The organism is Devosia sp. BK, assembly GCF_032907385.1.
Classification (GTDB): domain Bacteria; phylum Pseudomonadota; class Alphaproteobacteria; order Rhizobiales; family Devosiaceae; genus Devosia.
Window position 1 is genome coordinate 589,192 of the sequence record NZ_JAIMBX010000002.1, and the last position, 19,803, is coordinate 608,994.

At 61.8% G+C, this 19,803-nt stretch carries 20 protein-coding genes and 1 tRNA gene; 13 read left to right on the forward strand and 8 right to left on the reverse strand.

The genetic code is table 11. The features are described 5' to 3' along the window. The first annotated feature begins 75 nt into the window (after positions 1-75). Together DevBK_RS14895 and DevBK_RS14900 are read left to right on the forward strand one after the other, a co-directional pair. Positions 76-891 carry an alpha/beta hydrolase gene (locus DevBK_RS14895; RefSeq protein ID WP_317186002.1) on the forward strand — a complete coding sequence of 272 codons (816 nt, stop codon included), beginning with the start codon at positions 76-78 and terminating at the stop codon, positions 889-891. Between the two features lie 2 nt (positions 892-893). Then, positions 894-2,057: an HPP family protein gene (locus DevBK_RS14900; protein WP_317186003.1), complete on the forward strand. Its 1,164-nt coding sequence runs from the start codon at positions 894-896 to the stop codon at positions 2,055-2,057. Between the two features lie 79 nt (positions 2,058-2,136). On the opposite strand, the gene DevBK_RS14905 is transcribed toward DevBK_RS14900, so the two are convergent. Beyond that, positions 2,137-2,211 (reverse strand) — tRNA-Gly (locus tag DevBK_RS14905). Between the two features lie 295 nt (positions 2,212-2,506). Between DevBK_RS14905 and DevBK_RS14910 the strand changes: the two genes are divergently transcribed. From DevBK_RS14910 to DevBK_RS14920, 3 genes are read left to right on the forward strand one after another with little or no spacing between them, the layout of a single operon-like run. Further along, on the forward strand, positions 2,507-3,451 hold the full coding sequence (locus DevBK_RS14910) for a thioredoxin family protein (RefSeq protein ID WP_061908742.1): 945 nt from the start codon (positions 2,507-2,509) through the stop codon (positions 3,449-3,451). Between the two features lie 11 nt (positions 3,452-3,462). After that, positions 3,463-4,128 (forward strand): LON peptidase substrate-binding domain-containing protein, encoded by a 666-nt coding sequence (locus tag DevBK_RS14915; protein WP_317186004.1) that lies wholly within the window; start codon positions 3,463-3,465, stop codon positions 4,126-4,128. Beyond that, the gene (locus DevBK_RS14920) at positions 4,128-4,358 is read left to right on the forward strand and encodes a Trm112 family protein (RefSeq protein WP_317186005.1); all 231 of its coding nucleotides are present in this window, start codon (positions 4,128-4,130) and stop codon (positions 4,356-4,358) included. The genes DevBK_RS14915 and DevBK_RS14920 overlap by 1 nt, the downstream gene beginning before the upstream one ends. Positions 4,359-4,373: 15 nt before the next feature. Here the strand turns inward: DevBK_RS14920 and DevBK_RS14925 are convergent, their stop codons facing one another. Then, positions 4,374-5,588: an FAD-dependent oxidoreductase gene (locus tag DevBK_RS14925; protein WP_317186006.1), complete on the reverse strand. Its 1,215-nt coding sequence runs from the start codon at positions 5,586-5,588 to the stop codon at positions 4,374-4,376. A 315-nt stretch (positions 5,589-5,903) separates the two neighbouring features. Between DevBK_RS14925 and DevBK_RS14930 the strand changes: the two genes are divergently transcribed. The 3 genes from DevBK_RS14930 (at position 5,904) to DevBK_RS14940 (ending at position 10,716) form a co-directional block, all read left to right on the forward strand. After that, a complete protein-coding gene (locus DevBK_RS14930; protein WP_061908750.1) occupies positions 5,904-6,242 on the forward strand; it encodes a P-II family nitrogen regulator in 339 nt (112 codons plus the stop codon). Positions 6,243-6,262: 20 nt separating this feature from the next. Next, a complete protein-coding gene (locus tag DevBK_RS14935; RefSeq protein ID WP_317186007.1) occupies positions 6,263-7,633 on the forward strand; it encodes an ammonium transporter in 1,371 nt (456 codons plus the stop codon). A gap of 347 nt (positions 7,634-7,980) precedes the next feature. After that, entirely contained in the window at positions 7,981-10,716 is a 2,736-nt protein-coding gene (locus DevBK_RS14940) for a DNA translocase FtsK (RefSeq protein WP_410494078.1), read from the forward strand. A gap of 169 nt (positions 10,717-10,885) precedes the next feature. Here DevBK_RS14940 and DevBK_RS14945 read toward each other — a convergent pair whose 3' ends face one another. Then, on the reverse strand, positions 10,886-11,185 hold the full coding sequence (locus tag DevBK_RS14945; RefSeq protein WP_062628801.1) for a hypothetical protein: 300 nt from the start codon (positions 11,183-11,185) through the stop codon (positions 10,886-10,888). 97 nt (positions 11,186-11,282) lie between these two features. On the opposite strand from DevBK_RS14945, the gene DevBK_RS14950 reads away from it, so the two are divergent. Continuing rightward, positions 11,283-11,918 carry a LolA family protein gene (locus DevBK_RS14950; protein WP_062628802.1) on the forward strand — a complete coding sequence of 212 codons (636 nt, stop codon included), beginning with the start codon at positions 11,283-11,285 and terminating at the stop codon, positions 11,916-11,918. 67 nt (positions 11,919-11,985) lie between these two features. Here DevBK_RS14950 and DevBK_RS14955 read toward each other — a convergent pair whose 3' ends face one another. Further along, on the reverse strand, positions 11,986-12,798 hold the full coding sequence (locus DevBK_RS14955) for an undecaprenyl-diphosphate phosphatase (protein WP_317186008.1): 813 nt from the start codon (positions 12,796-12,798) through the stop codon (positions 11,986-11,988). A 112-nt stretch (positions 12,799-12,910) separates the two neighbouring features. Between DevBK_RS14955 and DevBK_RS14960 the strand changes: the two genes are divergently transcribed. The 4 genes from DevBK_RS14960 to DevBK_RS14975 all read left to right on the forward strand — a co-directional run bounded on the left by DevBK_RS14960 (position 12,911) and on the right by DevBK_RS14975 (position 15,798). After that, positions 12,911-13,588, forward strand: coding sequence for a glutathione S-transferase family protein (locus tag DevBK_RS14960; protein WP_061908760.1), 678 nt, complete (start codon positions 12,911-12,913; stop codon positions 13,586-13,588). 23 nt (positions 13,589-13,611) lie between these two features. Beyond that, positions 13,612-14,481, forward strand: coding sequence for an SDR family oxidoreductase (locus DevBK_RS14965; protein WP_317186009.1), 870 nt, complete (start codon positions 13,612-13,614; stop codon positions 14,479-14,481). Beyond that, the gene (locus DevBK_RS14970) at positions 14,478-15,128 is read left to right on the forward strand and encodes a GNAT family protein (RefSeq protein WP_317186010.1); all 651 of its coding nucleotides are present in this window, start codon (positions 14,478-14,480) and stop codon (positions 15,126-15,128) included. The genes DevBK_RS14965 and DevBK_RS14970 overlap by 4 nt, the downstream gene beginning before the upstream one ends. 283 nt (positions 15,129-15,411) lie before the next feature. Continuing rightward, entirely contained in the window at positions 15,412-15,798 is a 387-nt protein-coding gene (locus DevBK_RS14975; protein ID WP_317186011.1) for a GNAT family N-acetyltransferase, read from the forward strand. A 69-nt stretch (positions 15,799-15,867) separates the two neighbouring features. Here the strand turns inward: DevBK_RS14975 and DevBK_RS14980 are convergent, their stop codons facing one another. The 4 genes from DevBK_RS14980 to DevBK_RS14995 form a co-directional block, all read right to left on the reverse strand. Beyond that, entirely contained in the window at positions 15,868-16,848 is a 981-nt protein-coding gene (locus tag DevBK_RS14980; RefSeq protein ID WP_317186012.1) for an ABC transporter substrate-binding protein, read from the reverse strand. Between the two features lie 30 nt (positions 16,849-16,878). After that, positions 16,879-17,991 carry an ABC transporter permease gene (locus tag DevBK_RS14985; protein ID WP_410494079.1) on the reverse strand — a complete coding sequence of 371 codons (1,113 nt, stop codon included), beginning with the start codon at positions 17,989-17,991 and terminating at the stop codon, positions 16,879-16,881. Then, positions 17,988-18,854: an ABC transporter permease gene (locus tag DevBK_RS14990; protein WP_317186013.1), complete on the reverse strand. Its 867-nt coding sequence runs from the start codon at positions 18,852-18,854 to the stop codon at positions 17,988-17,990. Before DevBK_RS14990 ends, DevBK_RS14985 begins: the two co-directional genes overlap by 4 nt. A gap of 160 nt (positions 18,855-19,014) precedes the next feature. Next, positions 19,015-19,800 (reverse strand): ABC transporter ATP-binding protein, encoded by a 786-nt coding sequence (locus tag DevBK_RS14995; protein WP_062628809.1) that lies wholly within the window; start codon positions 19,798-19,800, stop codon positions 19,015-19,017. Positions 19,801-19,803 lie beyond the last annotated feature (3 nt).

Genomic DNA, 19,803 nt, shown 5'->3' on the forward strand with positions numbered 1-19,803 from the left:
CGGACATCCGGGGCCGGCTTTTTGCTGGCCGAAGCCGAGCGCGCGTGATTAGTGCCAAGGCAAATGGAGGCGCAGATGCCCGAGGTGATCTCAAAAGACGGCACGGTGATCGGCTATGATATCGAGGGGCATGGGCCGCTCGTCATTCTCGTGGCCGGCGCGACGCAATATCGCGCCATCGACCGGACGCGGACGCCAAGCCTGCAAAAGCAATTGGCCCGGCAATTTACCGTCATCAATTACGACCGGCGGGGCCGCGGTGATTCGAGCGATACCTGGCCCTATGCAGTCCAGCGCGAGATCGAGGATATTGCCGCGCTGATTTCAGCAAACGGTGGAGAGGCGCGTATTTTCGGCATGTCGTCCGGGGCCGTCCTGGCGATGGAGGCGGCGGCGGCCATGCCGCGGGTCATAAAATCCCTCGCGCTCTATGAGCCGCCGATCGATCCCGACGCAAGCGTTGCGCATTATCGGGACGAGCACAGAACCATGGCGACGCTAGCGGCCGAGGGGCGTGCGAGCGATATGATGAGCCGGTTTCTCCTTGGCGTGGGGATGAGCGAGGATGTGCTCAAGGGCTTTCAGGATGATCCGATCTGGCCGATCTATGCGGCGGCTGGCCTGACGCTGGAGCATGACTATCGGGTTTTGGCCGATGCGCGGGCGAGCGATGCCCCGCCCGAGCGCTGGCAGAATGCCATCATGCCCGTGCTGGTGCTCGACGGTGACAAAAGCCTGCCCTTCATGGCCGCAGGGGCCGATTGGGTTGCCTCGACCCTCCACAATGTCGAGCGGGTCACGCTCGCCGATCAGGGGCACGAATACGATCCCGCGATCCTCGCGCCGCTCTTGACGGTGTTTTTCGAGCGCGGCTCGGTGCAGGTGCATTAGAAGTGGCGCGTCTTCGTCAATTTCTGCCCAATCTTGTGCCGGTGAGCGCCCGCGAGCGGTTGCGCGCCGCGTTGGGCGCCTTTGTCGGGATTTTGGTGACGGCCCTTGCGACGACGCTCATTCTCGGACATGGGCCGGCCGTACCGCTGCTGATGGCGCCGATCGGGGCATCGGCGGTTCTGCTCTTTGCCGTGCCATCGAGCCCCTTGGCGCAGCCATGGTCGATCCTTGGCGGCAATGGCATTGCGGCAGTCGTGGGCGTCACCGCCCATCTCCTGATCGGCGATGTGACGCTTGCTGCCGCGGTCGCTGTTTCCGTCAGCATCGGGCTGATGCTGACGTTTCGATGCCTCCATCCGCCAAGCGGGGCGGTGGCGCTGACGGCGGTCATCGGCGGACCGGTGATCTCGGCACTCGGCTACACCTTCGTGCTCTGGCCCGTGGGGGTCAATTCGCTGCTGCTCTTGGTGTCGGCGATTCTCTTCAACCGCATGACCGGCAAGACCTATCCGCATCGGCCGGCGCCCGCAGTGCCCATGGCCGCCAATGTGCTGCCCTTTTCGCCCAATGCCGGGCTCGGGATCACCGTCGATGATCTCCGCGGCGCCATGGAAGCGCGGGACGAAGTCTTGTCGGTCGATCCAAGGGATCTCGACGAGGTGTTGCAGCAGGCGGCCATGCTCGCCTTTGCGCGGCGCTCAGGCGGTGTAACGGCGGGCGCGGTCATGCAGCGGCTTGCTATTACCATTTCGCCCAAGACGACGCTCCGCGTAGCACTGCGGCAGATGCGCGAGCATCACCTCAAGGCTCTTCCGGTCGTCGACGGAGGCGGAAGGGTCGTGGGCATCCTGACCCAGACCGATCTCATCGAAAAAGCCACCTGGGGCCCTATCCATGCCTCGTCCGGTCTCGGCTGGCGCCTGCGGGCCATGAGCAATTCGGACCGGCCCCTCCGCGGCAAGGTGCAGGACGTGATGACCCCTGTCGTCTCCATGGTCCCCGTCGCCATGCCCATCGTCTTGGTGCTGCGCGTGATGCTGGAAACCGGCCACCACCATCTGCCGGTGGTCAACGACGACGGCACGCTGGCGGGCATGGTCACCCAGGTCGACCTCAACGCTGCCTTCATGGGCGCCGAAATGACGAGCCTGCCAAGACCGGCTTGAACCGAACAAAACCTCAGAAAAACAAAAAGGGTCCCGAAGGACCCTTTGTTTCTCTCTCGGCTTGCCAACCTGAGAGAATTGGAGCGGGCGAAGGGATTCGAACCCTCGACCCTAACCTTGGCAAGGTTATGCTCTACCCCTGAGCTACACCCGCATCCGTGTCGCAGCGCCGTGCAGCGCGTCAACGAGGCGCTATATGCCCAATCAGCAGAGCGATTGCAACCCCAGTTTTGCGCTTTCATGTCATCTTGTTGAATGCCTGTGGGAATTAACCTCTGCCGCGCCCTTTAAGATCGGGCCGCAAGGCCTTAACTCTCTGTTTCGGCGCATGTCTCATTCGTCGGAGCCCTAGGGTTTCCAGCGGGATATGCGTTAAACCTTGCAACCGGGATGGTGCGGGCGCAAAAAGGCCCGCGACTGCTCACTTTGCTCATTCGCGAGAGCCCCTTATGTCGATTTCTCTCAATGGCGCTCCAAGCGCTGCCAATGCCGCCCCAGTCGCCCTGATCAGCGAATCGTCGGATGCCGGTTTCCGCACCGATGTGCTCGAGGCTTCGCGCGACACGCCGGTTCTCGTCGATTTCTGGGCGCCCTGGTGCGGCCCATGCCGCCAATTGACCCCGACGCTTGAAAAGGTCGTCAACGAGAAGGCGGGCAAGATCAAGCTCGTCAAAATCAATATCGACGACCATCCCGGCGTTGCCGGGCAGTTGGGCGTGCAGTCGATTCCTGCCGTCTTTGCTTTTTCGGGAGGCCGTCCGGTCGACGGTTTCATGGGCGCGATGCCGGAAGGCGAAGTGCGCAAATTTGCCGATCGCGTGATTTCGGCGGCCCCCGCTGGCGCCCCACCTGCCGATTCGATCGAAGCCCAGATCGCCGATGCGCTCAAGGTTGCCGAGGAGGCTTTTGGCGCCGGTGATCTCGGCCAGGCGGCGCAGATCTTTGGCATGGTGCTGCAGCATGCCCCGGAAAACGACGTGGCCCTGATTGGGCTCGCCCGTGTCTATGTCGAAGCCGGCGAATTCGAGCAGGCTCAGGCAACGCTCGATATGGTGCCCGAGGACAAGCGGAAGGGCGAAGCCTATACCGCTGTTTCCAACACCATCCGCCTCAAGGAAGAGGCCTCGGGCCTTTCCGAATCGGCCGCGCTCGAAGCTGCCGTCGCGGCGAACCCGGATGATCATCAGGCGCGATTCGATCTTGCGGTGGTGCTCAATGCCGAGGGCAAGCGTGTCGAAGCTGCCGAAGCGCTCGTGACGATTTTCAAGCGCGACCGCACCTGGAATGAAGATGGCGCGCGCAAGAAGCTGCTCGAATTCTTCGAGGCTTGGGGCGCCAAGGATCCGGCAACGCTCAAGGGCCGGCGCCTGCTCTCGGCCGCGCTTTTCTCGTAAAAGGACTTTTTATGCCGCAGCGCCCGACCAGCCCAGCCGAGGTGCCCGATATCGTCCCGATCTTTCCGCTGAGCGGGGCGCTGCTGCTGCCCTATTCGCATCGTCCGCTCAACATTTTCGAGCCGCGCTATCTCGAGATGGTGGATTTCGCGCTCTCGACCGATCGGCTGATCGGTCTGGTGCAGCCCGAGGACGAGAGCGAAGAAAGCCCGCAGGGGCAGGTAGCCCTCAAGAAGGTCGGGTGCCTCGGGCGCCTGACGCATTTCGAGGAAAGCGGCGATGGCCGCTATTTCATCATCCTCGAAGGTCTCTCGCGCTTCCGGCTCGGCGAAGAGGCCGATCGCGGCACGCCTTACCGCATGGCGGCGATTTCGACCGGCGAATTCGCCGATGACTTCACCCGCAATGTCGGCGAGGAGGCTGTCGATCGCGCGCGCTTCGTTAGGATGATGCGCGACTATGCCGAATTTGCCAGCATCGATCTCAACTGGGAAGAAATCGAACGCACCGGCACGGCGGATCTCGTCAATTTCTGCGCCATGGTCTCGCCCTATGGGCCCAAGGAAAAGCAGCTCTTGCTCGAAGCGCAGACGCTCAACGATCGGGCCGAGACGCTGATCGCCATGACCGAATATGAAATGGCGCGCGGCGGCAAAGGCGCCGTTCCGCTCAACTGATGGCCGAGACGGCCGAAGACAAGCGCCACACGATCGAGCGGCAGGTGCTCGAGATGCTGGTGTGTCCGCTCACCAAGACCCGCCTGACGCTCTCGACAGATCGCAAGGAGCTGATTTCGATCGCGGCCCGGCTGGCATTCCCGATTGTGAAGGGCGTGCCGCTGTTGAGCTTGGATGAGGCGCGCAATGTCGAGCCGGAAGAGGTTCAAGCGCTTTCACGCAGGTCATAGAGGGGGCCATATCGGCTAGATAGGAAGCCCACTTAGCAGTTTTGGACCGCTTTGCGACAATCCCGATGCGGCGCGGATCATGGCGCCCTTGAGCGGCTCGGCGCGGTCGACGAGGCCAAGGCCGAAATCGCGCAGAGCGCGGACGGGAGGTAGGTCGTTGGAAAAGAGCCGGTTCATGCCATCGGTAACAGCGACCATGCTCGCCGTATCGAGGCGGCGCCAGGCCTGATACCGTTCCAAAATCTCTTCGCTGCCGTGATCCATGCCGAGGCGGAGAGCGTCGACGATGACTTCGGCCAGCGCTGCCACATCCTTGAGGCCGAGATTGAGCCCCTGTCCGGCGATCGGGTGGACGACATGGGCCGCATCGCCGACCAGCGCCAGGCGGGGCCCGACAAAGCTTCGGGCGATCTGGAGATGCAAGGGAAACCCCCTAAGCTTGTCTTCGAGCGTGACCTTGCCGAGTGTCGAGCCCATGGCCGCTTCGATTTCAGCCTCTTGGCTCGCCGTGTCCATGGCGAGAAAGCGCTTGGCGCCCTCGGCGCTTTCGGTCCAGACGAGGGACGAGCGATTGCCGCGCAAGGGGAGGCTCGCAAAGGGTCCGGCCGGACGAAAGTGCTCATAGGCGACGCCGTCATGCGGCAACTGGTGGCCAATGGTCGCGACGAGCCCGGTCTGGCGATAATCGTGGCCCGTGGTGGCGATCCCGGCGCGCTCACGCAATTCGGAGCGGGCGCTGTCGGCGGCAACGATCAGCGGCGCGGTGAGCACGCGGCCATCGGCGAGGGTGAGGCGACCTTCGGACCAATCGGCGATTTCGGCGGGGGCAATGATGGTGGCGAGATCGGCCATGCCGGCCATCAGCGCTGCGGAGCTGGCCTGATTGGGCACCATATAGGCGAAGGGTTCGCCCGGCGCGACCTCGCCTTCAAAAGTCAAAAACAGCGGGCGGGAAATATCGCCATTGCCTGAATCGGTGATGCGCATGGCGGTGATCGGCTGAGCCTCAGCCGCCATGTCCGACCAGACGCCAAGCGCGTCGAAGATGCGGCGGACGCCCGCGGCAATGGCCGAGGCGCGATTGTCCTTGGGTACCGAAAGCTCGCGGCGATCAACCAGCGCGACGCGGAGCCCGCGCATGGATTGGGCGAGCGCCAGCGCCAGCGTCATGCCCACGGGCCCGGCGCCGACGATGACGACGTCGAATTTTTCGGGCTGCGCATTGGACATGTTCGGTCTCCTGTTGCGCGCCATTTTCGCGCGCGGCTACGGGAAGAACAAGTGCGCGGGTTGCCGCAACGCGCTGCATCTTTGCGCGCAAACAGCTCCGGTCTGCCTCAGTCGTCATCACGCGCTTAATTGGTGTGCAGGTGCGGTGGAATTTGCGCAATTAATGGGCAATTTCGTGCCCATTTCTGAGTCGGTTTCAATGCGGCAAGATTAAAGCTCTGTAAACGCTGACTTTTTGGGCCTCGTCCAGTTTGGCACGCGGTTTGACTCTAAGTGTGCATCCAAAATGCGCCAGAGCGGCGCCAAGGGGGTCAAATGAAACTGGTGGTTGCCATCATCAAGCCGTCCCGGCTGGAAGAGGTCCGGCAGGCGCTCAATTCACTCGATGTGCACGGCATGACCGTGACCGAAGTGAAAGGCTATGGGCGCCAAAAGGGTCATTCCGAAATCTATCGCGGCACCGAATATGCCGTGCACTTCCTGCCCAAGCTCAAACTCGAAATCGCCGTCGATGACGCACTCGCCGACGCGGTGAGCAATGCCATCCGCGATTCGGCCCAGACCGGCCGTATCGGCGACGGCAAGATTTTCGTGCTCGATCTCTTGGCCGTGACCCGCATCCGCACCGGTGAAACCGGCGCGTCCGCCCTTTAAGTGTCTTGGGGAGAAACAAGATGAAGTTAAACAAGGTTCTCAGAGGCGCCGCATTGGCCTCCCTGCTGCTGGCCCTGCCAGCCTTTGCCCAGGACGCCGCCGCGCCGGCTGCCGAAGCTGCCGCTGAAGTCACTGCCGTTGTCGACAAGGGCGACGTCGCCTGGATGCTGGTTTCGACCATGGTCGTCATCGTCATGACCATTCCCGGTCTCGCGCTCTTCTATGGCGGTCTCGTCCGCGCCAAGAACATCCTCTCGGTCCTGACCCAGGTGTTCCTCGCCTTCTCGATGATTTCCATTCTCTGGGTGGCCTATGGCTACTCGCTCGCCTTTGCCGGCCCGACCGAAGGCGGTCTCTCGGCTTTCGTCGGCGATCTCTCAAAATTCTTCCTCAATGGCGTGACGCTCGATTCGCGTGCGGCGACCTTCTCGGCTGGTTTCGAACTGCCCGAAATGGTGTTCGTGGTGTTCCAGCTCACCTTTGCCTGCATCACCTCGACCCTCATCGTCGGCGGTATCGCCGAGCGCATGAAGTTCGGCGCGCTGATGGCCTTCCTCGCCATCTGGTTCACCTTCTCCTATATCCCGATGGCCCACATGGTCTGGTCGGGTCCGGGCCTTCTCTTTGGCATGGGTGCCTATGACTTTGCCGGCGGTACCGTGGTTCACATCAATTCCGGTGTTGCCGCCCTCGTCGCTGCCATCGTTCTCGGGCCACGCCTCGGCTTCATGAAGGAACCGATCCCGCCCCATAACCTCGTCCTCACCTATATCGGTGCTGGCCTCCTCTGGTTCGGCTGGTTCGGCTTCAACGCCGGCTCGAACCTCGAAGCCAATGCGCTGACCGCCGTTGCCCTGATCAACACGGTTCTCGCTCCCGCTGCAGGCGCTCTGGCCTGGGCCCTCGGTGAACGCATTACCCGCGGCCATGCTTCGGCTCTTGGTGCTGTCTCCGGTGCCGTTGCCGGTCTCGTCGCCATCACCCCGGCTGCCGGCTTTGCCGGTGTCGGTGGCGCCATCGTCCTCGGCGCGATTGCCGGCGTCGTCTGTCTCTGGGCCGTCGTCACGCTCAAGCCGCTCCTCAAGTATGACGACTCGCTCGACGTGTTCGGCATCCACGGCGTTGGCGGCATAATCGGTGCGCTCGGCACGGCCATCGTTGCTGCGCCCGGCCTCGGCGGTTACCCGCTCGGCGATGCGGCAGCCTACTCGATCGGCGGCCAATTCATGGTGCAGTTGACCGGCGTTGCCATCGCCGTCGTCTGGTCCGGTGTCGTGGCTTTCGTTGCCATGCTCATCGTCAAGGCGATCTTCGGTGGTGCTCGCGTCAGCGAAGCTGCTGAAAGCGATGGTCTCGATCTCTCGAGCCATGGCGAACGCGCCTACAACTAATCCTCCCCCGTGGGCGGCGCTCCGGCGCCGCCTGCACCCACTTTTCCGTGGTGTGCGGCCTACTTCCTCTTGGCCCGCCACAGAGGCTTCCCACGCACACCGGTGGGCCGCACTCCTCGGAAAAGCGTGGCAGGGGCACATCCCGATTTTTCGCACCGGTTATGTAAACGGTGCATCTGGCCGCGCCATTCGAGCGTAGCTCTCATGGCCTTCTCACCTAAAATCGTCCCACTGGGACGATTTTGCCCCTCCGGGCCGGTTCGAAGGTTAGCACCCGATTAACCACACAAGTTTAGCATGCAGGACGATACGGGGCGCCGCGAATGGGTCGCTGCCCCGGAACAGTAATGCGTGTCATGCCCAGCCATCCCGTCCCGACGCTAGACGATATTCGCCCCGTGCCGCCCCGTGCGGCCCGCCAGAAAACGGCGGCGGCGATGCCAAAGCCGGCGCCCGTTATCGCCATCCGCATCCCGCTCCGCATCGCCGGCATGATCATGCTCGGCCTCGTGGCGGTGATTCTGGTATCGCTCAGCACCTGGAGCGTCGATGATCCATCGCTCTCCTATGCAACGAGCAAGATCGCGGAAAACTGGCTCGGCTATCCCGGCGCGGTTATTGCCGATCTGGTCTTCCAGTTTTTGGGCCTGGGCGGCATCGTCATGTCCGTGCCGCTTGCTCTTTGGGGTTGGGCCATGGCGCGCAAGCGCCGCCCGACGCATATGGTGTTGCGCACGCTGTGCTGGATCGGCGCGACAGTCGTTTCGACCGGCGTCTTCGCCTTTCTGCCAGCGCCCGCCACCTGGCCGCTGCCGACGGGCATTGGCGGGCTCTCGGGCATGCTCTTCACCAATCTTGCCGGCATGATCGCCGGCGCCGACCCGCAGCCGATCACCGGCGCGCTGTTTGGCGTTATTCTCGCCGTGCCTTCGCTCGCCATGCTCTGGGTCGCCATGGGCATCGGCACTGCCGTTGCCGTGAAGCCGGCCAAGGCTGGCCGCAAGGCCGCTGCCGTCGAGGAAGACGATGAGCGCGAAGCCAATCCGCTCGTCGAAGTGGCGCTCGGTTCGCTCTTCCACATGGGCTATTCGCTCCGTACCGCCTGGCGCCGCGCCCGGGCCGAACATGCGGCCCGGCGAGAGGACGAACAGGACCACGAGCACGATATCGAGCCCAATCTCGATGGCGCGCCCGTGAGCCGTGGCGCCGTGCAGGTCGAGCCGGTCATGGCGCCGGCTCAGCGCCGCATCCATGCTCCGGTCGAGCCGGCATTCGATGAAGAGCCGGTCGTCGCGTCGCCGCGTGTCAATGCGCGTCCGGCCTATGACGAAACCGAAATCGATTATCCCGACGAAGCCGACGATGACGCGGTGCCCTTCGTTCCCGAAATGCCGATCGTCCAGCATCCGGCTGTCGTCAGTCACACCCAGCGCGGCGATTCGCGCTTTCAACCGGTCGACCACACCGCGCCCCGCACGGCCGTTGCGGCGCCCGCACCGCGCCCGGCCCAGGGCCAGCGCGTGTTCCGCGAAGCCCAGCCGAGCCTTCTTGACGAGCCGCAGGGTTTTGAACTGCCGGCACTGAGCCTTCTTGCCGAACCCAAGCGCTTGGGCCCATCGCCCGAACATGCGCCGGAACGTTTGGAAGCCATGGCTCGCCGCCTCGAAGAGGTCCTGAGCGATTTTGGCGTCAAGGGCGACATCATCAATGTGCGCCCCGGCCCCGTCGTCACTCTGTTCGAACTCGAACCGGCGCCCGGCATCAAATCGAGCCGCGTCATTTCGCTGGCCGACGATATCGCCCGCTCGATGTCGGCGATCTCGGCGCGCGTCGCCGTGGTTCCCGGCCGCAATGCCATTGGCATCGAACTGCCCAACCAGACGCGCGAAACCGTCTATTTCCGCGAAATGCTGGCCTCGTCCGATTTCGAGAAAATGAAGGGCAAGCTGCCGATCTGCCTCGGCAAGACCATTGGCGGCGAGCCGATCATCGCCGACCTCGCGCGCATGCCACACTTGCTGATCGCCGGTACCACCGGTTCCGGTAAGTCGGTGGGTATCAACACGTTCATTCTCTCGCTGCTCTACCAGATGACGCCCGAGCAGTGCCGCATGATCATGATCGACCCCAAAATGCTCGAACTCTCGATCTATGACGGCATTCCGCATCTGCTGACGCCCGTCGTCACCGATCCGCAAAAGGCTGTGGTGGCCTTGAAGTGGGCCGTGCGCGAAATGGAAGATCGCTATCGCAAGATGAGCAAGATCGGTGTGCGCAACATCGACGGGTTCAACCAGCGCGTCACCGAGGCCGCCAAGGAAGGCCGCGTCATTTCGCGCACGGTTCAGACCGGCTTTGATCGCGAAACCGGCGAAGCGATCTATGAAAGCGAAGAATTCAACCTCGAGCCCTTGCCCTATATCGTCGTCATCGTCGACGAAATGGCCGACCTGATGATGGTGGCGGGCAAGGACATCGAAGGCGCCATCCAGCGCCTCGCACAGATGGCCCGTGCCGCCGGCATTCATATCGTGACGGCAACGCAGCGTCCGTCGGTTGACGTCATCACCGGTACGATCAAGGCCAACTTCCCGACCCGTATCTCGTTCATGGTGACGTCCAAGATCGACTCGCGCACCATTCTGGGCGAGCAGGGCGCCGAACAGCTCCTTGGCAATGGCGACATGCTCTACATGGCCTCGGGCGGCCGCACCAAGCGCCTCCATGGCGCCTTCGTCTCCGACGCCGAAGTCGAAGCCGTGGTCAATCACCTCAAAAGCCAGGGCGCGCCGGATTATCTGGACTCGGTCATCGACGACGAGGAAGACGGCGGCAGCGATGCCGGGTCTTCGGGCGGTGGTGACGATTATGCCGGCTCCGGCGACGAGCTCTACGACAAGGCCGTCCATGTGGTTCTGACCGACAAGAAGGCATCCACGTCCTACGTCCAGCGGCGCCTCGCCATTGGCTACAACAAGGCGGCAACCTTGATCGAACGGATGGAACGCGAAGGCGTCATCAGCGCGGCCAACCATGCTGGTAAGCGCGAAATCCTCGTCGGGAACAATGCCGACGGGTATTGAGAATTTTGCGATTTGAGCGGAAGGCCCCGGTGATTAGCCGGGGCTTTTTGTTTTTGAATGCTCAACGTTCTCAACAATCTCGGCGTCATTCCCGCGAAAGCGGGAAACCCTTTGCACCAAGCTGAGATTCCCGCTTTCGCGGGAATGACGCGGTGCAAGACTACCAAGCTCAGCACACCACCGCATCAGCCTTAGCCTCAAACTCCCTCGGTCCCACCCAGCCCGGCTCTTTCTTGCTCGGCGCATCCACAATACGCACGATCACCGAACACTCGTCCGATCTCACCACAAAGACATCGGGCTCAGTCATCTCGATCACTTGGATCAATCGGCTAACACCCAGTGCCTCGGTCGCCGCATCCAGCACGGCGGTGAATTCGGCCTGCTGCTGGAATTGCGGCGGCAGCGCGGCGAGCGCTGGCGTGGCCGCTGCCACGAGAAGCGTTAAGCACGTCATGATCTTCAGCATGTCTCTTCTCCCGCCTTTGGTGGAACTTTCCACCTCTTGCCGCAATTGCTGCCTAGGCTAGTTTGACTGACTAAAAACCCGCGAGGATACCCTGTCCATGATTCGCCGCCACGCTCTTTTGCTCGGTGTCGCTGCTGCCCTGGCGCCCGTAATGCCAGCCTTTGCGCAAGGACGCACCCTGACCCCCGAAGAGCAGACGCTGATCGGCGAAATCAACGCGCACAATTCGGCCATTCGCACCATGGTTGGCCGCTTCCTGCAGATCGATACAAATGGCGGGCGCACCGAAGGCACGTTCTTCCTCGAGCGCCCTGACAAGGTGCGCTTCCGCTATAATCCGCCGAGCCGCGAAGAGATCGTTTCTGTCGGCCGCGGTTTCTACGTCCTCAACCGCCAGGACGAGACCTATTACGCCTATCCGCAGGACACGATCCCGCTGCGCCAGTTCCTCGGCGACAAGATCGACCTGCTCAATGCCAATGTGCTCGATGTGGCATCGTCCGATGGCTATATGACCATCACCGTGGTCGATGAAACGGTAGCGGGCACGGTGCAGGTGTCGCTGGTCTTCGATACGGAAACCAAGGATCTCGCGCAGTGGAGCTTGGTCGAGCCCAGCGGTGCGGAGCTGACCTTCTCGCTCTATGATGTTGAGAAGGGCGTTGAAATTCCGCGCTCCTATTTCTCGATCCCCGCGACCTATACGGGTCTCGATCCCTCGACGCGCCGCTAAGTTTTCCAATCACTGGAATAAAAAAAGCCCTCCGTTTGGAGGGCTTTTTGTTTGGGTCCACGTTGTTTCAGCGGCCGAAGAAGTAGATGCCGACAAGGCCGAAAACACCGACCGCAATGCGCCACCAGGCAAAGGGGGCAAAGCCATAGCGGGAGACGAAATTGAGCAGATAGCGCACGACGATTGCACCGACAACGAAGGCGGCGGCAAAGCCGATCGCCACGTCGAGGGCGATGGACGTGTCGATCAGGTCGCGGCTTTTATAGAGATCGTAGCCAAAGGCGCCGACCATGATGGGGAGAGCGACGAAGAAGGTGAATTCGGCCGCGGCGCGTTTCGATGCACCAAAGAGCATGCCGCCGACCACGGTCGAGCCGGAGCGCGAGACGCCGGGGATCAGCGAGATCATCTGGAAAAGACCAATGATCACAGCCAGATGCCAGGGGAAGGTATAGATGTCATCGTATTTCGGCTTGAGATCGAGCCGGTCGACGATGAGCAGCACGAAGCCGCCGATCAGCAGGCTCCAGCAGATCAGCGCAGCCGATTCCCAGAGATCGCCCTGGATGAAATCGCGCAGCAGCACGCCGGCAATGACGGCGGGGAAACAGGCGAGAATGACCGAGAGCGCGAACTGCCAGGCATAGCGCTTGCCGGTCAGCGCATCGCGAATGAGCATGCCGAGTTTGGCGAAATAGACAGTGACCACCGCGAGAATGGCGCCAAGCTGAATGAGGACGATGAAGGTCGCCGGCTGCGTCAAACCGAAGAAATGACCAGCCAGAAGGAGATGGCCGGTGGAGCTGACTGGTAGGAATTCGGTAAGGCCTTCCAGAATTCCCAAGATCAGCGGCACAAAAAGACCTTGATCGGCGTTCATCTGATCCCCTAACTCGTTTATGGGCTGGTTTGCGCCCCTCTCTTATCCGTGTTCGACTTGAGCGCCAAGCGGGGGACTAGCAAGGCAGCTGCGCGTCAACCAGGTTCAGTACATGCCAACGCTCGTGCATTATCCGCTCGATCCCGCCTCGCGCCTTATCCGGCTCATGTGTGCCGAATATGGGGTGCCGCTGGATGTCGAAGAAATAAAGCCCTGGCTGCGCGAGCCGCATCTGCTCGATCTCAATCCCGCCGCGACGCTGCCCATTCTCGTCACCGACGACGAGGTGCCGATCATCGGCATTCTGGCCGCGATCCATGCGGTGGAAGATATCTACACGCTTGAAACCGTTGGCGGTTTGGTGCCGACCCATCCGCTCGATCGTGCCGAAATGTGGCGGCTGGTCGAATGGATGCTGGTCAAATTCAACGACGAAGTGACGCGCTATCTCTTTGAAGAAAAAATTTCCAAGCGCGACCTGAAGGGCGCGACGCCGGAGCCCTCCGTGCTGCGGGCGGCCAAGGCCAACCTTGCCGAGCACATGCTCTATTTCAACTGGCTGCTCGCGAGCCGGAAGTGGCTCGCCGGCGAAGAGATGACGCTGGCCGACTTCGCGCTCGCCGCGCATCTCTCGACGCTCGACTATATGGGCGATATCGATTGGTCCAAGGCCGCCGAAACCGCCGACTGGTATTCGCGGCTCAAGTCGCGTCCCGCCTTCCGCACGCTGCTCAACGATCGCGTCGTTGCCATGCAGCCGAGCAAGGGATATGCCGATCTGGATTTTTGACGATTTCCAGCCGGGGATAAATCATGCGCGTGGGATTTTTCGGGCTGGGTTACTCCTCGGAAGCAAGTGCGCATCTGCTCCGGAATGGCGGCGAAACTGTTCGCATTTGGGGAACGGTTCGAACGCCCGACAAGGCGGATCGGTTAAAAGAAAATGGCCTTGAAGCGCTGGTCTTTGATGGCACGCAGCCGGGTCCGGCAGTGGCTGAAGCGCTGCGCGAGACCAGCCATGTCGTCATTTCCATTGCCCCCGATGCCGAGGGTGATGTGGTCCTGCGTCACCACCGCGCCGATCTCGACGCCATGCCGAATTTGCAGTGGCTCTGCTATTATTCCACCGTCGGGGTCTATGGGGATTTCGATGGCGCCTGGATCGACGAAACGGCTGAACTTGTTCCCCGCAATCTCCGCTCCGACTTTCGCGTCAAAGCCGAGGAAGAATGGATCGCCTATGCCAAGGCGCGTGGCGTGCCGCTGACCATTTTGCGGCTGGCCGGGATCTATGGGCCGGGGCGGTCGAGCTTCGACAAGCTCGCGGACGGTACGGCGCGGCGGGTGATCAAGCCGGGGCAGGTGTTCAACCGCATCCATGTTGCCGATATCGCGCGGGTGACCAAGCTCGCGGCAGAACAGCGGCTCGATGGGGTTTTCAACCTCGCCGACGACGAGCCGGCGCCGCCGCAGGATCTGATCACCTATGCGGCGGGCAAGATGGGCATTGACCCACCGCCCGAAGTGCCGTTCGAACGGGCGGAAATGTCGCCCATGGCCAAGAGTTTTTATCGCGACAACAAGCGGGTGTCGAACAAGGCGATCAAGACCGCGCTTGGGATCGAGATGCTCTATCCCAATTATCGCGCTGGGCTCGATGCCATCTGGGAGGCGCGCTCATGACGCTGCAGCCGGCCAAATCAGCCCCTCAAAAAATCGTGCTCGACGGGCGCTATGTGCGGCTTGAACCGCTCGCGCAAAAGCATGCCGCCGATCTCTACGCGGTCTCCACCATGGATGGCGGCGCCGAGCGCTATCGCTGGCTTTTCAGCGACGCGCCGACCTCGCTGACCCAGCTCGAAACACGGATTGCCGAGGCAGACGCTGGTCCGGACCGCTATGTCGCCATCGTCGATAAGGCGACCGGCAAGGCTTTGGGCCAACAGGGCTGGATGCGCATTCGGCCTGAACACGGCTCCATCGAAATCGGCGGCGTCTATTGGGGCCTGCCGATGGCACGCACCCGTCTTGCGACCGAAGCGCTCTATCTCTTTGCGCGCCACGCTTTCGACGACCTCGGTTACCGGCGCTTCGAATGGAAGTGCAACGACCGCAACGAACCGTCCAAGGCCGCAGCGACGCGGTTTGGGTTCACCTTTGAGGGTATTTTCCGAAACGACATGATCCTCAAGGGCGAAAGCCGGGATACCGCCTGGTTCTCGATGATTGATAGCGAATGGTCGGCCCTGCGCGCCGAATATGAGCGCTGGCTGAACCCGGACAATTTTGATGCGGCCGGGCAGCAGAAGAGCAAGCTGGCTGTGCGGTGATTTTTTGATCCCTGGGCGCATTGGCCGATGTACGCATGGCTGTCGCCCCGGCGGAGGCCGGGGCCCATCCCGAACTCCCCCCACTATCCTTCCCTCGGGCTTGACCCGAGGGCCCGTGCGGGAGCCACAGATACTTAGGCTTAGGCAAGTGACCCTCGGGTCAAGCCCGAGGGAAGGCCGGTGGATTGGCGAGCGATGTTCAAAGAAAGTGCGGCCAGCGCGTGGATGAATTCGCGTTTGGGAGCTGTTCAGCTCAAAAGATAAAACCTCACGGGGAGCGACCATGACCATTTCTCTTCGGACCGATCCTTTCCCGAGCGACGATGCCTTACGCGCGCTTTGGCGGTCAGCCTGGGGCGATGAGGGGCCGGCGACCTGGCAGACCGTGCTGGCGCGGAGCCTTGTGCATGTCGGAGCCTATGAGGGCGAGCAGCTCGTGGGCTATGTCAATGTCGCCTGGGATGGCGGCATCCATGCCTTTCTGCTCGATACCTCTGTCCATCGCGACTTTCAGCGACAGGGTATTGCGACACGGCTGGTGAAGGCTGCGACAGAGGCGGCGCGGGCGCGCGGGGCGCAATGGCTGCATGTCGATTTCGAACCGCATCTGGCGGGGTTTTATCGCGCCTGCGGCTTTCGGGCGACCGAGGCCGGATTGATCGGGCTTTAGCGTTAAGCCCATGCAAATGAAAACGGGCAGGGATCGCTCCCCACCCGCTTCACAGAAAACCGGAAAACTCTACTTGAGAGCGTCGGTCACCGCGGTGGTGTAAGCGCCTTCCGGTTGAGCCTTGATGATCTTCTGATCAAGGAGCGCCTTCACCGTACGATCATAGGTCGTCATATCGAGCGCCGCGTCATTGGCATCGACGAGCTTTGACACCTCGCCGACCATGTAAAGCTGATGCGCCAATTCGGCCGCGCCGGTTTCGTCCATCTCGACAACGATTTCGGCGGCTTCTTCGGGGTTCTTCAGCGCATAATCCCAGCCCTTCATCGAGGCGCGGACGAAGCGGGTATAGGCATCGACCTTGGCCGGATCGGCGAGGGTGTCTTCCATGACATAGAGACCGTCTTCGAGAAGGTCATTGCCCATTTCGGTATAGTTGAAAATGGTGAGGTTATCCGGGCCATAGCCGGCGTCGAGCGCCTGGCCATATTCGTTGTAGCTCATCACCGAGATACAATCGGCCTGGCCCTGGATCATCGGCTGGATGTCAAAGCTCTGCTGGAGGACAGTGACGCCCTCGGGCGAGCCATCGGTCTTGATGCCTTCCTTGTTCATCCAGGCAAAGAACGGATATTCATTGCCGAAGAACCAGACGCCAAGCGTATGGCCGGGGAAGTCGGCGACGGTTTTGATTTCCTTCTCGGCCGGGCAGATCATCATCAGACCCGAGCGCTTGAACGGCTGGGCGATATTGACGAGCGGCACGCCGGTATCGCGTGCGGCAAGACCCGCCGCCATCCAGGTGACGATGATATCGGCGCCGCCGCCGGCGATCACCTGTTCCGGGGCAATGTTCGGGCCGCCGGGCAGGATGGTCAGGTCGATATCTTCTTCGTCGTAAAAGCCCTTTTCCTTGGCGACGAGATAGCCGGCGAACTGCGCCTGCGTCACCCACTTCAACTGAAGGGTGAGCGCATCGGCGGCAAAAGCGCCCGGCATCGCCGCCAGCGCCATGGTGCCCGCCATCAGACCGGTGATGAGAGTTTTCATTTTGTCGTTCCCTTTTCCCTGTTTCTCAACTTACGTCCGTCCACCACGGACCGACGGATGCCAGAAGGTGACGCCCCTTTCGATGAGGGCGAGCACCCCGTAGAAGGCGGATCCCGCGACCGCGGCAACAGCAATCTCCGCCCAGACCAGGTCGATGGCGAGACGCCCCACCCCGGTCGAAATTCGGAAGCCCATCCCCACAACAGGCGTCCCGAAGAATTCCGCTACGATTGCGCCGATCAAGGCCAGTGTCGAGTTGATCTTGAGGGCATTGAAAATAAACGGCCCCGCAGCGGGGAGGCGCAGTTTAAGCAGCGTCTGCCAATAGGAGGCAGCATAGGTTCGCATCAGGTCGCGCTCGATATTCGAGGCAGCATTGAGCCCCGCCACCGTGTTGACCAGCATGGGAAAGAACGTCATCGCGACGACGACGGCGGCCTTGGATTGCCAATCGAAGCCGAACCACATGACCATGATCGGCGCGATGCCGATAATCGGCAGGGCCGACATGAAATTGCCGATCGGCATCAACCCGGCCTTGAGGAAAGGCGAACGGTCGACGGCAATGGCGACGACGAGCCCGGCAAGGCAGCCAATGATATAGCCGGGAATGACCGATTTCACGAATGTCTGGACGAAATCGGCCCAGAGGATCGGCCCCGAATTGGCCAATTGCGCGCCGATGGCTGACGGCGCTGGCAGGATCACGGGCGGCACATTGGCCCCGCGCGCAATCACCTCCCACATGACGAGCAACGCCACCCCGAACACGGCCGGAATGAGCAGCCCCATCGACCGGCGCGGCACCGTGCCCTTGCGGATTTCGCCCGACAGCTGATCGACGAACAGCCAGGCGAACGCCCAGGCCGCGCCCATGCCAAACCAATAATGGCCGGGCATAACAGTGCCGCGCGGCAAGGCCAGCACCAGCGCCGTCGCAATCAACACGGCGGCGAGACCATCGAGCCAGAAATTGACCGGCCGAAACACGAACCGCACTAGGGTCAGCGCCCCAAGGCCGAAGGCAAGTGTCAGCAAGATCTGTGCATCCGCAGAAAGCGCCGCGCCGACCAGCCCCAACAGCGCCATGCCGCCAGCAAGGCCTGCCAGCACAATTTGCAACAGTGTCAGCCCGCTCTTCATGCCCGCACCCCATTGCGCGCATTGACGAACTTTTCAGCCGCACCGACGATCGCCACCAGCACAGCCGCCAGCCCCGCCGCAATGAACAAAGCCGCCCAGATCTGAATGGTCTGCCCATTGTATGAGCCAGTAAGCAGCCGCACGCCAAGCCCGCCACCGGCGGCATTGGAGAGTTCAGCCACCACCGCGCCGATCAGTGAAATGGCAATGCCCACCTTCATCGAGGCAAAGAGCATCGGCAGCGCCGCCGGCCAGCGAAGCTTCCAGAACACCTGCCACGGATTTGCATCATAGGTCCGCATCAGATCGAGCTGAATGGCCTCCGGCGAGCGCAGCCCCTTCACCATGCCGACAACGACCGGGAAGAAACTGAGATACATGGAGATCAGCGACTTTGGCACGAGCCCCGTCAGCCCGATCGCGCCGAGCCCGACGACGACCATCGGCGCGATGGCGAGGATGGGGATGGTCTGGCTGGCGATGATCCATGGCATCAGTGACCGATCCGCCGCATCATTATGAATGATCGCGACCGCGAGAATGACGCCGAGCCCGGTGCCGAGCACAAACCCCAGCAGCGTCGCCGACAGCGTAATCCAGGCATGAAGCGCCAGGGACCGCCGCGAGGTAAATTCAAGCCCCATCGTCGCATTCCAGATTTCCGAAAACACCTGATGCGGCGCCGGCAAGATCGGCTTGTCCTGCGCCCAGGTCTGCTGGGCAAATTCGAGGAATGGAACATTGGTCAGATTGGCGCGGCCATTGAGGATGTTTTGCCAAGGGGCATTCATCCAGATCGCGGCCGCGTACCAGAAAACGAAGATGGCGAGCAGAATGGTGAGGATAGGGATGACACGGTTCATGTCGCCGCTCCCGCGCTTGCCATCACGCCCTCCCGACCTCCCCCATCAAGGGGGAGGTGAAGGGACAGCACATGAGGCAGGATCGTGCCAAAAACGCGATGTGGCACCTCCCCCTTGATGGGGGAGGATGGGAGGGGGTGACGTGAGCCACGATGCCCCATCACACCACCTCCTCATAACTATGCCCAGCCCGCAGCCCATCCCGCACCCGCGCCGCGATCGCCAAAAACTCCGGCGTCTCGCGAATATCGAGCGGCCGCTCGCGCGGCAGATTGCTCTCGATCACATCCGTCACCCGCCCCGGCCGCGGCGACATCACCACGATCTTCGTCGACAAATAAACCGCCTCGGGAATCGAATGCGTCACAAAGCAGATCGTTTTTTTGGTCCGGTCCCACAGCTTCAAAAGTTCAGAATTAAGGTGATCCCGCACGATCTCATCGAGCGCCCCAAAGGGCTCATCCATCAGCAAGAGATCGGCATCAAATGCCAGCGCCCGCGCAATCGACGCCCGCTGCTGCATGCCCCCCGAAAGCTGCCAGGGATATTTCTTCTCGAACCCCGAAAGGTTCACCAGATCCATCGTCCGCTTGATCCGCTCGGCCTGTTGAGCCTGCGAATGCCCCATGATTTCGAGGGGGAGCGCGATGTTCTTCTCGATCGTCCGCCAAGGATACAGCGCCGGCGCCTGGAACACATAGCCATAGGCCCGATCTTTTCGCGCATTCTCCGGCGTCTGGCCATTGATTCGCAGCGTGCCCGAGGTGGGCTGTTCGAGATCGGCAATCGTGCGGAGGAAGGTTGTCTTGCCGCAGCCCGAAGGTCCGATGAACGAAACGAAATCGCCCTTCTCGATGGTCAGGTTGACGTGGGACAGCGCCACGATGTCCCCATCGCCAGCGGGGAAGGTGAGGCCAAGGTTTTGGGCTTGAACGACGGGGGTCATAGT

Bases quoted from the DNA above. Each gene is read 5' to 3' on its own strand.
- DevBK_RS14985 (WP_410494079.1), bottom strand. From the start codon at position 17,991: ATGAAGAGCGGGCTGACACTGTTGCAAATTGTGCTGGCAGGCCTTGCT.
- DevBK_RS14995 (WP_062628809.1), bottom strand. From the start codon at position 19,800: ATGACCCCCGTCGTTCAAGCCCAAAACCTTGGCCTCACCTTCCCCGCT.
- DevBK_RS14965 (WP_317186009.1), top strand. From the start codon at position 13,612: ATGCGCGTGGGATTTTTCGGGCTGGGTTACTCCTCGGAAGCAAGTGCG.
- DevBK_RS14990 (WP_317186013.1), bottom strand. From the start codon at position 18,854: ATGAACCGTGTCATCCCTATCCTCACCATTCTGCTCGCCATCTTCGTT.
- DevBK_RS14920 (WP_317186005.1), top strand. From the start codon at position 4,128: ATGGCCGAGACGGCCGAAGACAAGCGCCACACGATCGAGCGGCAGGTG.
- DevBK_RS14955 (WP_317186008.1), bottom strand. From the start codon at position 12,798: ATGAACGCCGATCAAGGTCTTTTTGTGCCGCTGATCTTGGGAATTCTG.
- DevBK_RS14980 (WP_317186012.1), bottom strand. From the start codon at position 16,848: ATGAAAACTCTCATCACCGGTCTGATGGCGGGCACCATGGCGCTGGCG.
- DevBK_RS14925 (WP_317186006.1), bottom strand. From the start codon at position 5,588: ATGTCCAATGCGCAGCCCGAAAAATTCGACGTCGTCATCGTCGGCGCC.
- DevBK_RS14940 (WP_410494078.1), top strand. From the start codon at position 7,981: ATGCGTGTCATGCCCAGCCATCCCGTCCCGACGCTAGACGATATTCGC.
- DevBK_RS14950 (WP_062628802.1), top strand. From the start codon at position 11,283: ATGATTCGCCGCCACGCTCTTTTGCTCGGTGTCGCTGCTGCCCTGGCG.
- DevBK_RS14960 (WP_061908760.1), top strand. From the start codon at position 12,911: ATGCCAACGCTCGTGCATTATCCGCTCGATCCCGCCTCGCGCCTTATC.
- DevBK_RS14930 (WP_061908750.1), top strand. From the start codon at position 5,904: ATGAAACTGGTGGTTGCCATCATCAAGCCGTCCCGGCTGGAAGAGGTC.
- DevBK_RS14910 (WP_061908742.1), top strand. From the start codon at position 2,507: ATGTCGATTTCTCTCAATGGCGCTCCAAGCGCTGCCAATGCCGCCCCA.
- DevBK_RS14945 (WP_062628801.1), bottom strand. From the start codon at position 11,185: ATGCTGAAGATCATGACGTGCTTAACGCTTCTCGTGGCAGCGGCCACG.
- DevBK_RS14970 (WP_317186010.1), top strand. From the start codon at position 14,478: ATGACGCTGCAGCCGGCCAAATCAGCCCCTCAAAAAATCGTGCTCGAC.
- DevBK_RS14975 (WP_317186011.1), top strand. From the start codon at position 15,412: ATGACCATTTCTCTTCGGACCGATCCTTTCCCGAGCGACGATGCCTTA.
- DevBK_RS14935 (WP_317186007.1), top strand. From the start codon at position 6,263: ATGAAGTTAAACAAGGTTCTCAGAGGCGCCGCATTGGCCTCCCTGCTG.
- DevBK_RS14915 (WP_317186004.1), top strand. From the start codon at position 3,463: ATGCCGCAGCGCCCGACCAGCCCAGCCGAGGTGCCCGATATCGTCCCG.
- DevBK_RS14895 (WP_317186002.1), top strand. From the start codon at position 76: ATGCCCGAGGTGATCTCAAAAGACGGCACGGTGATCGGCTATGATATC.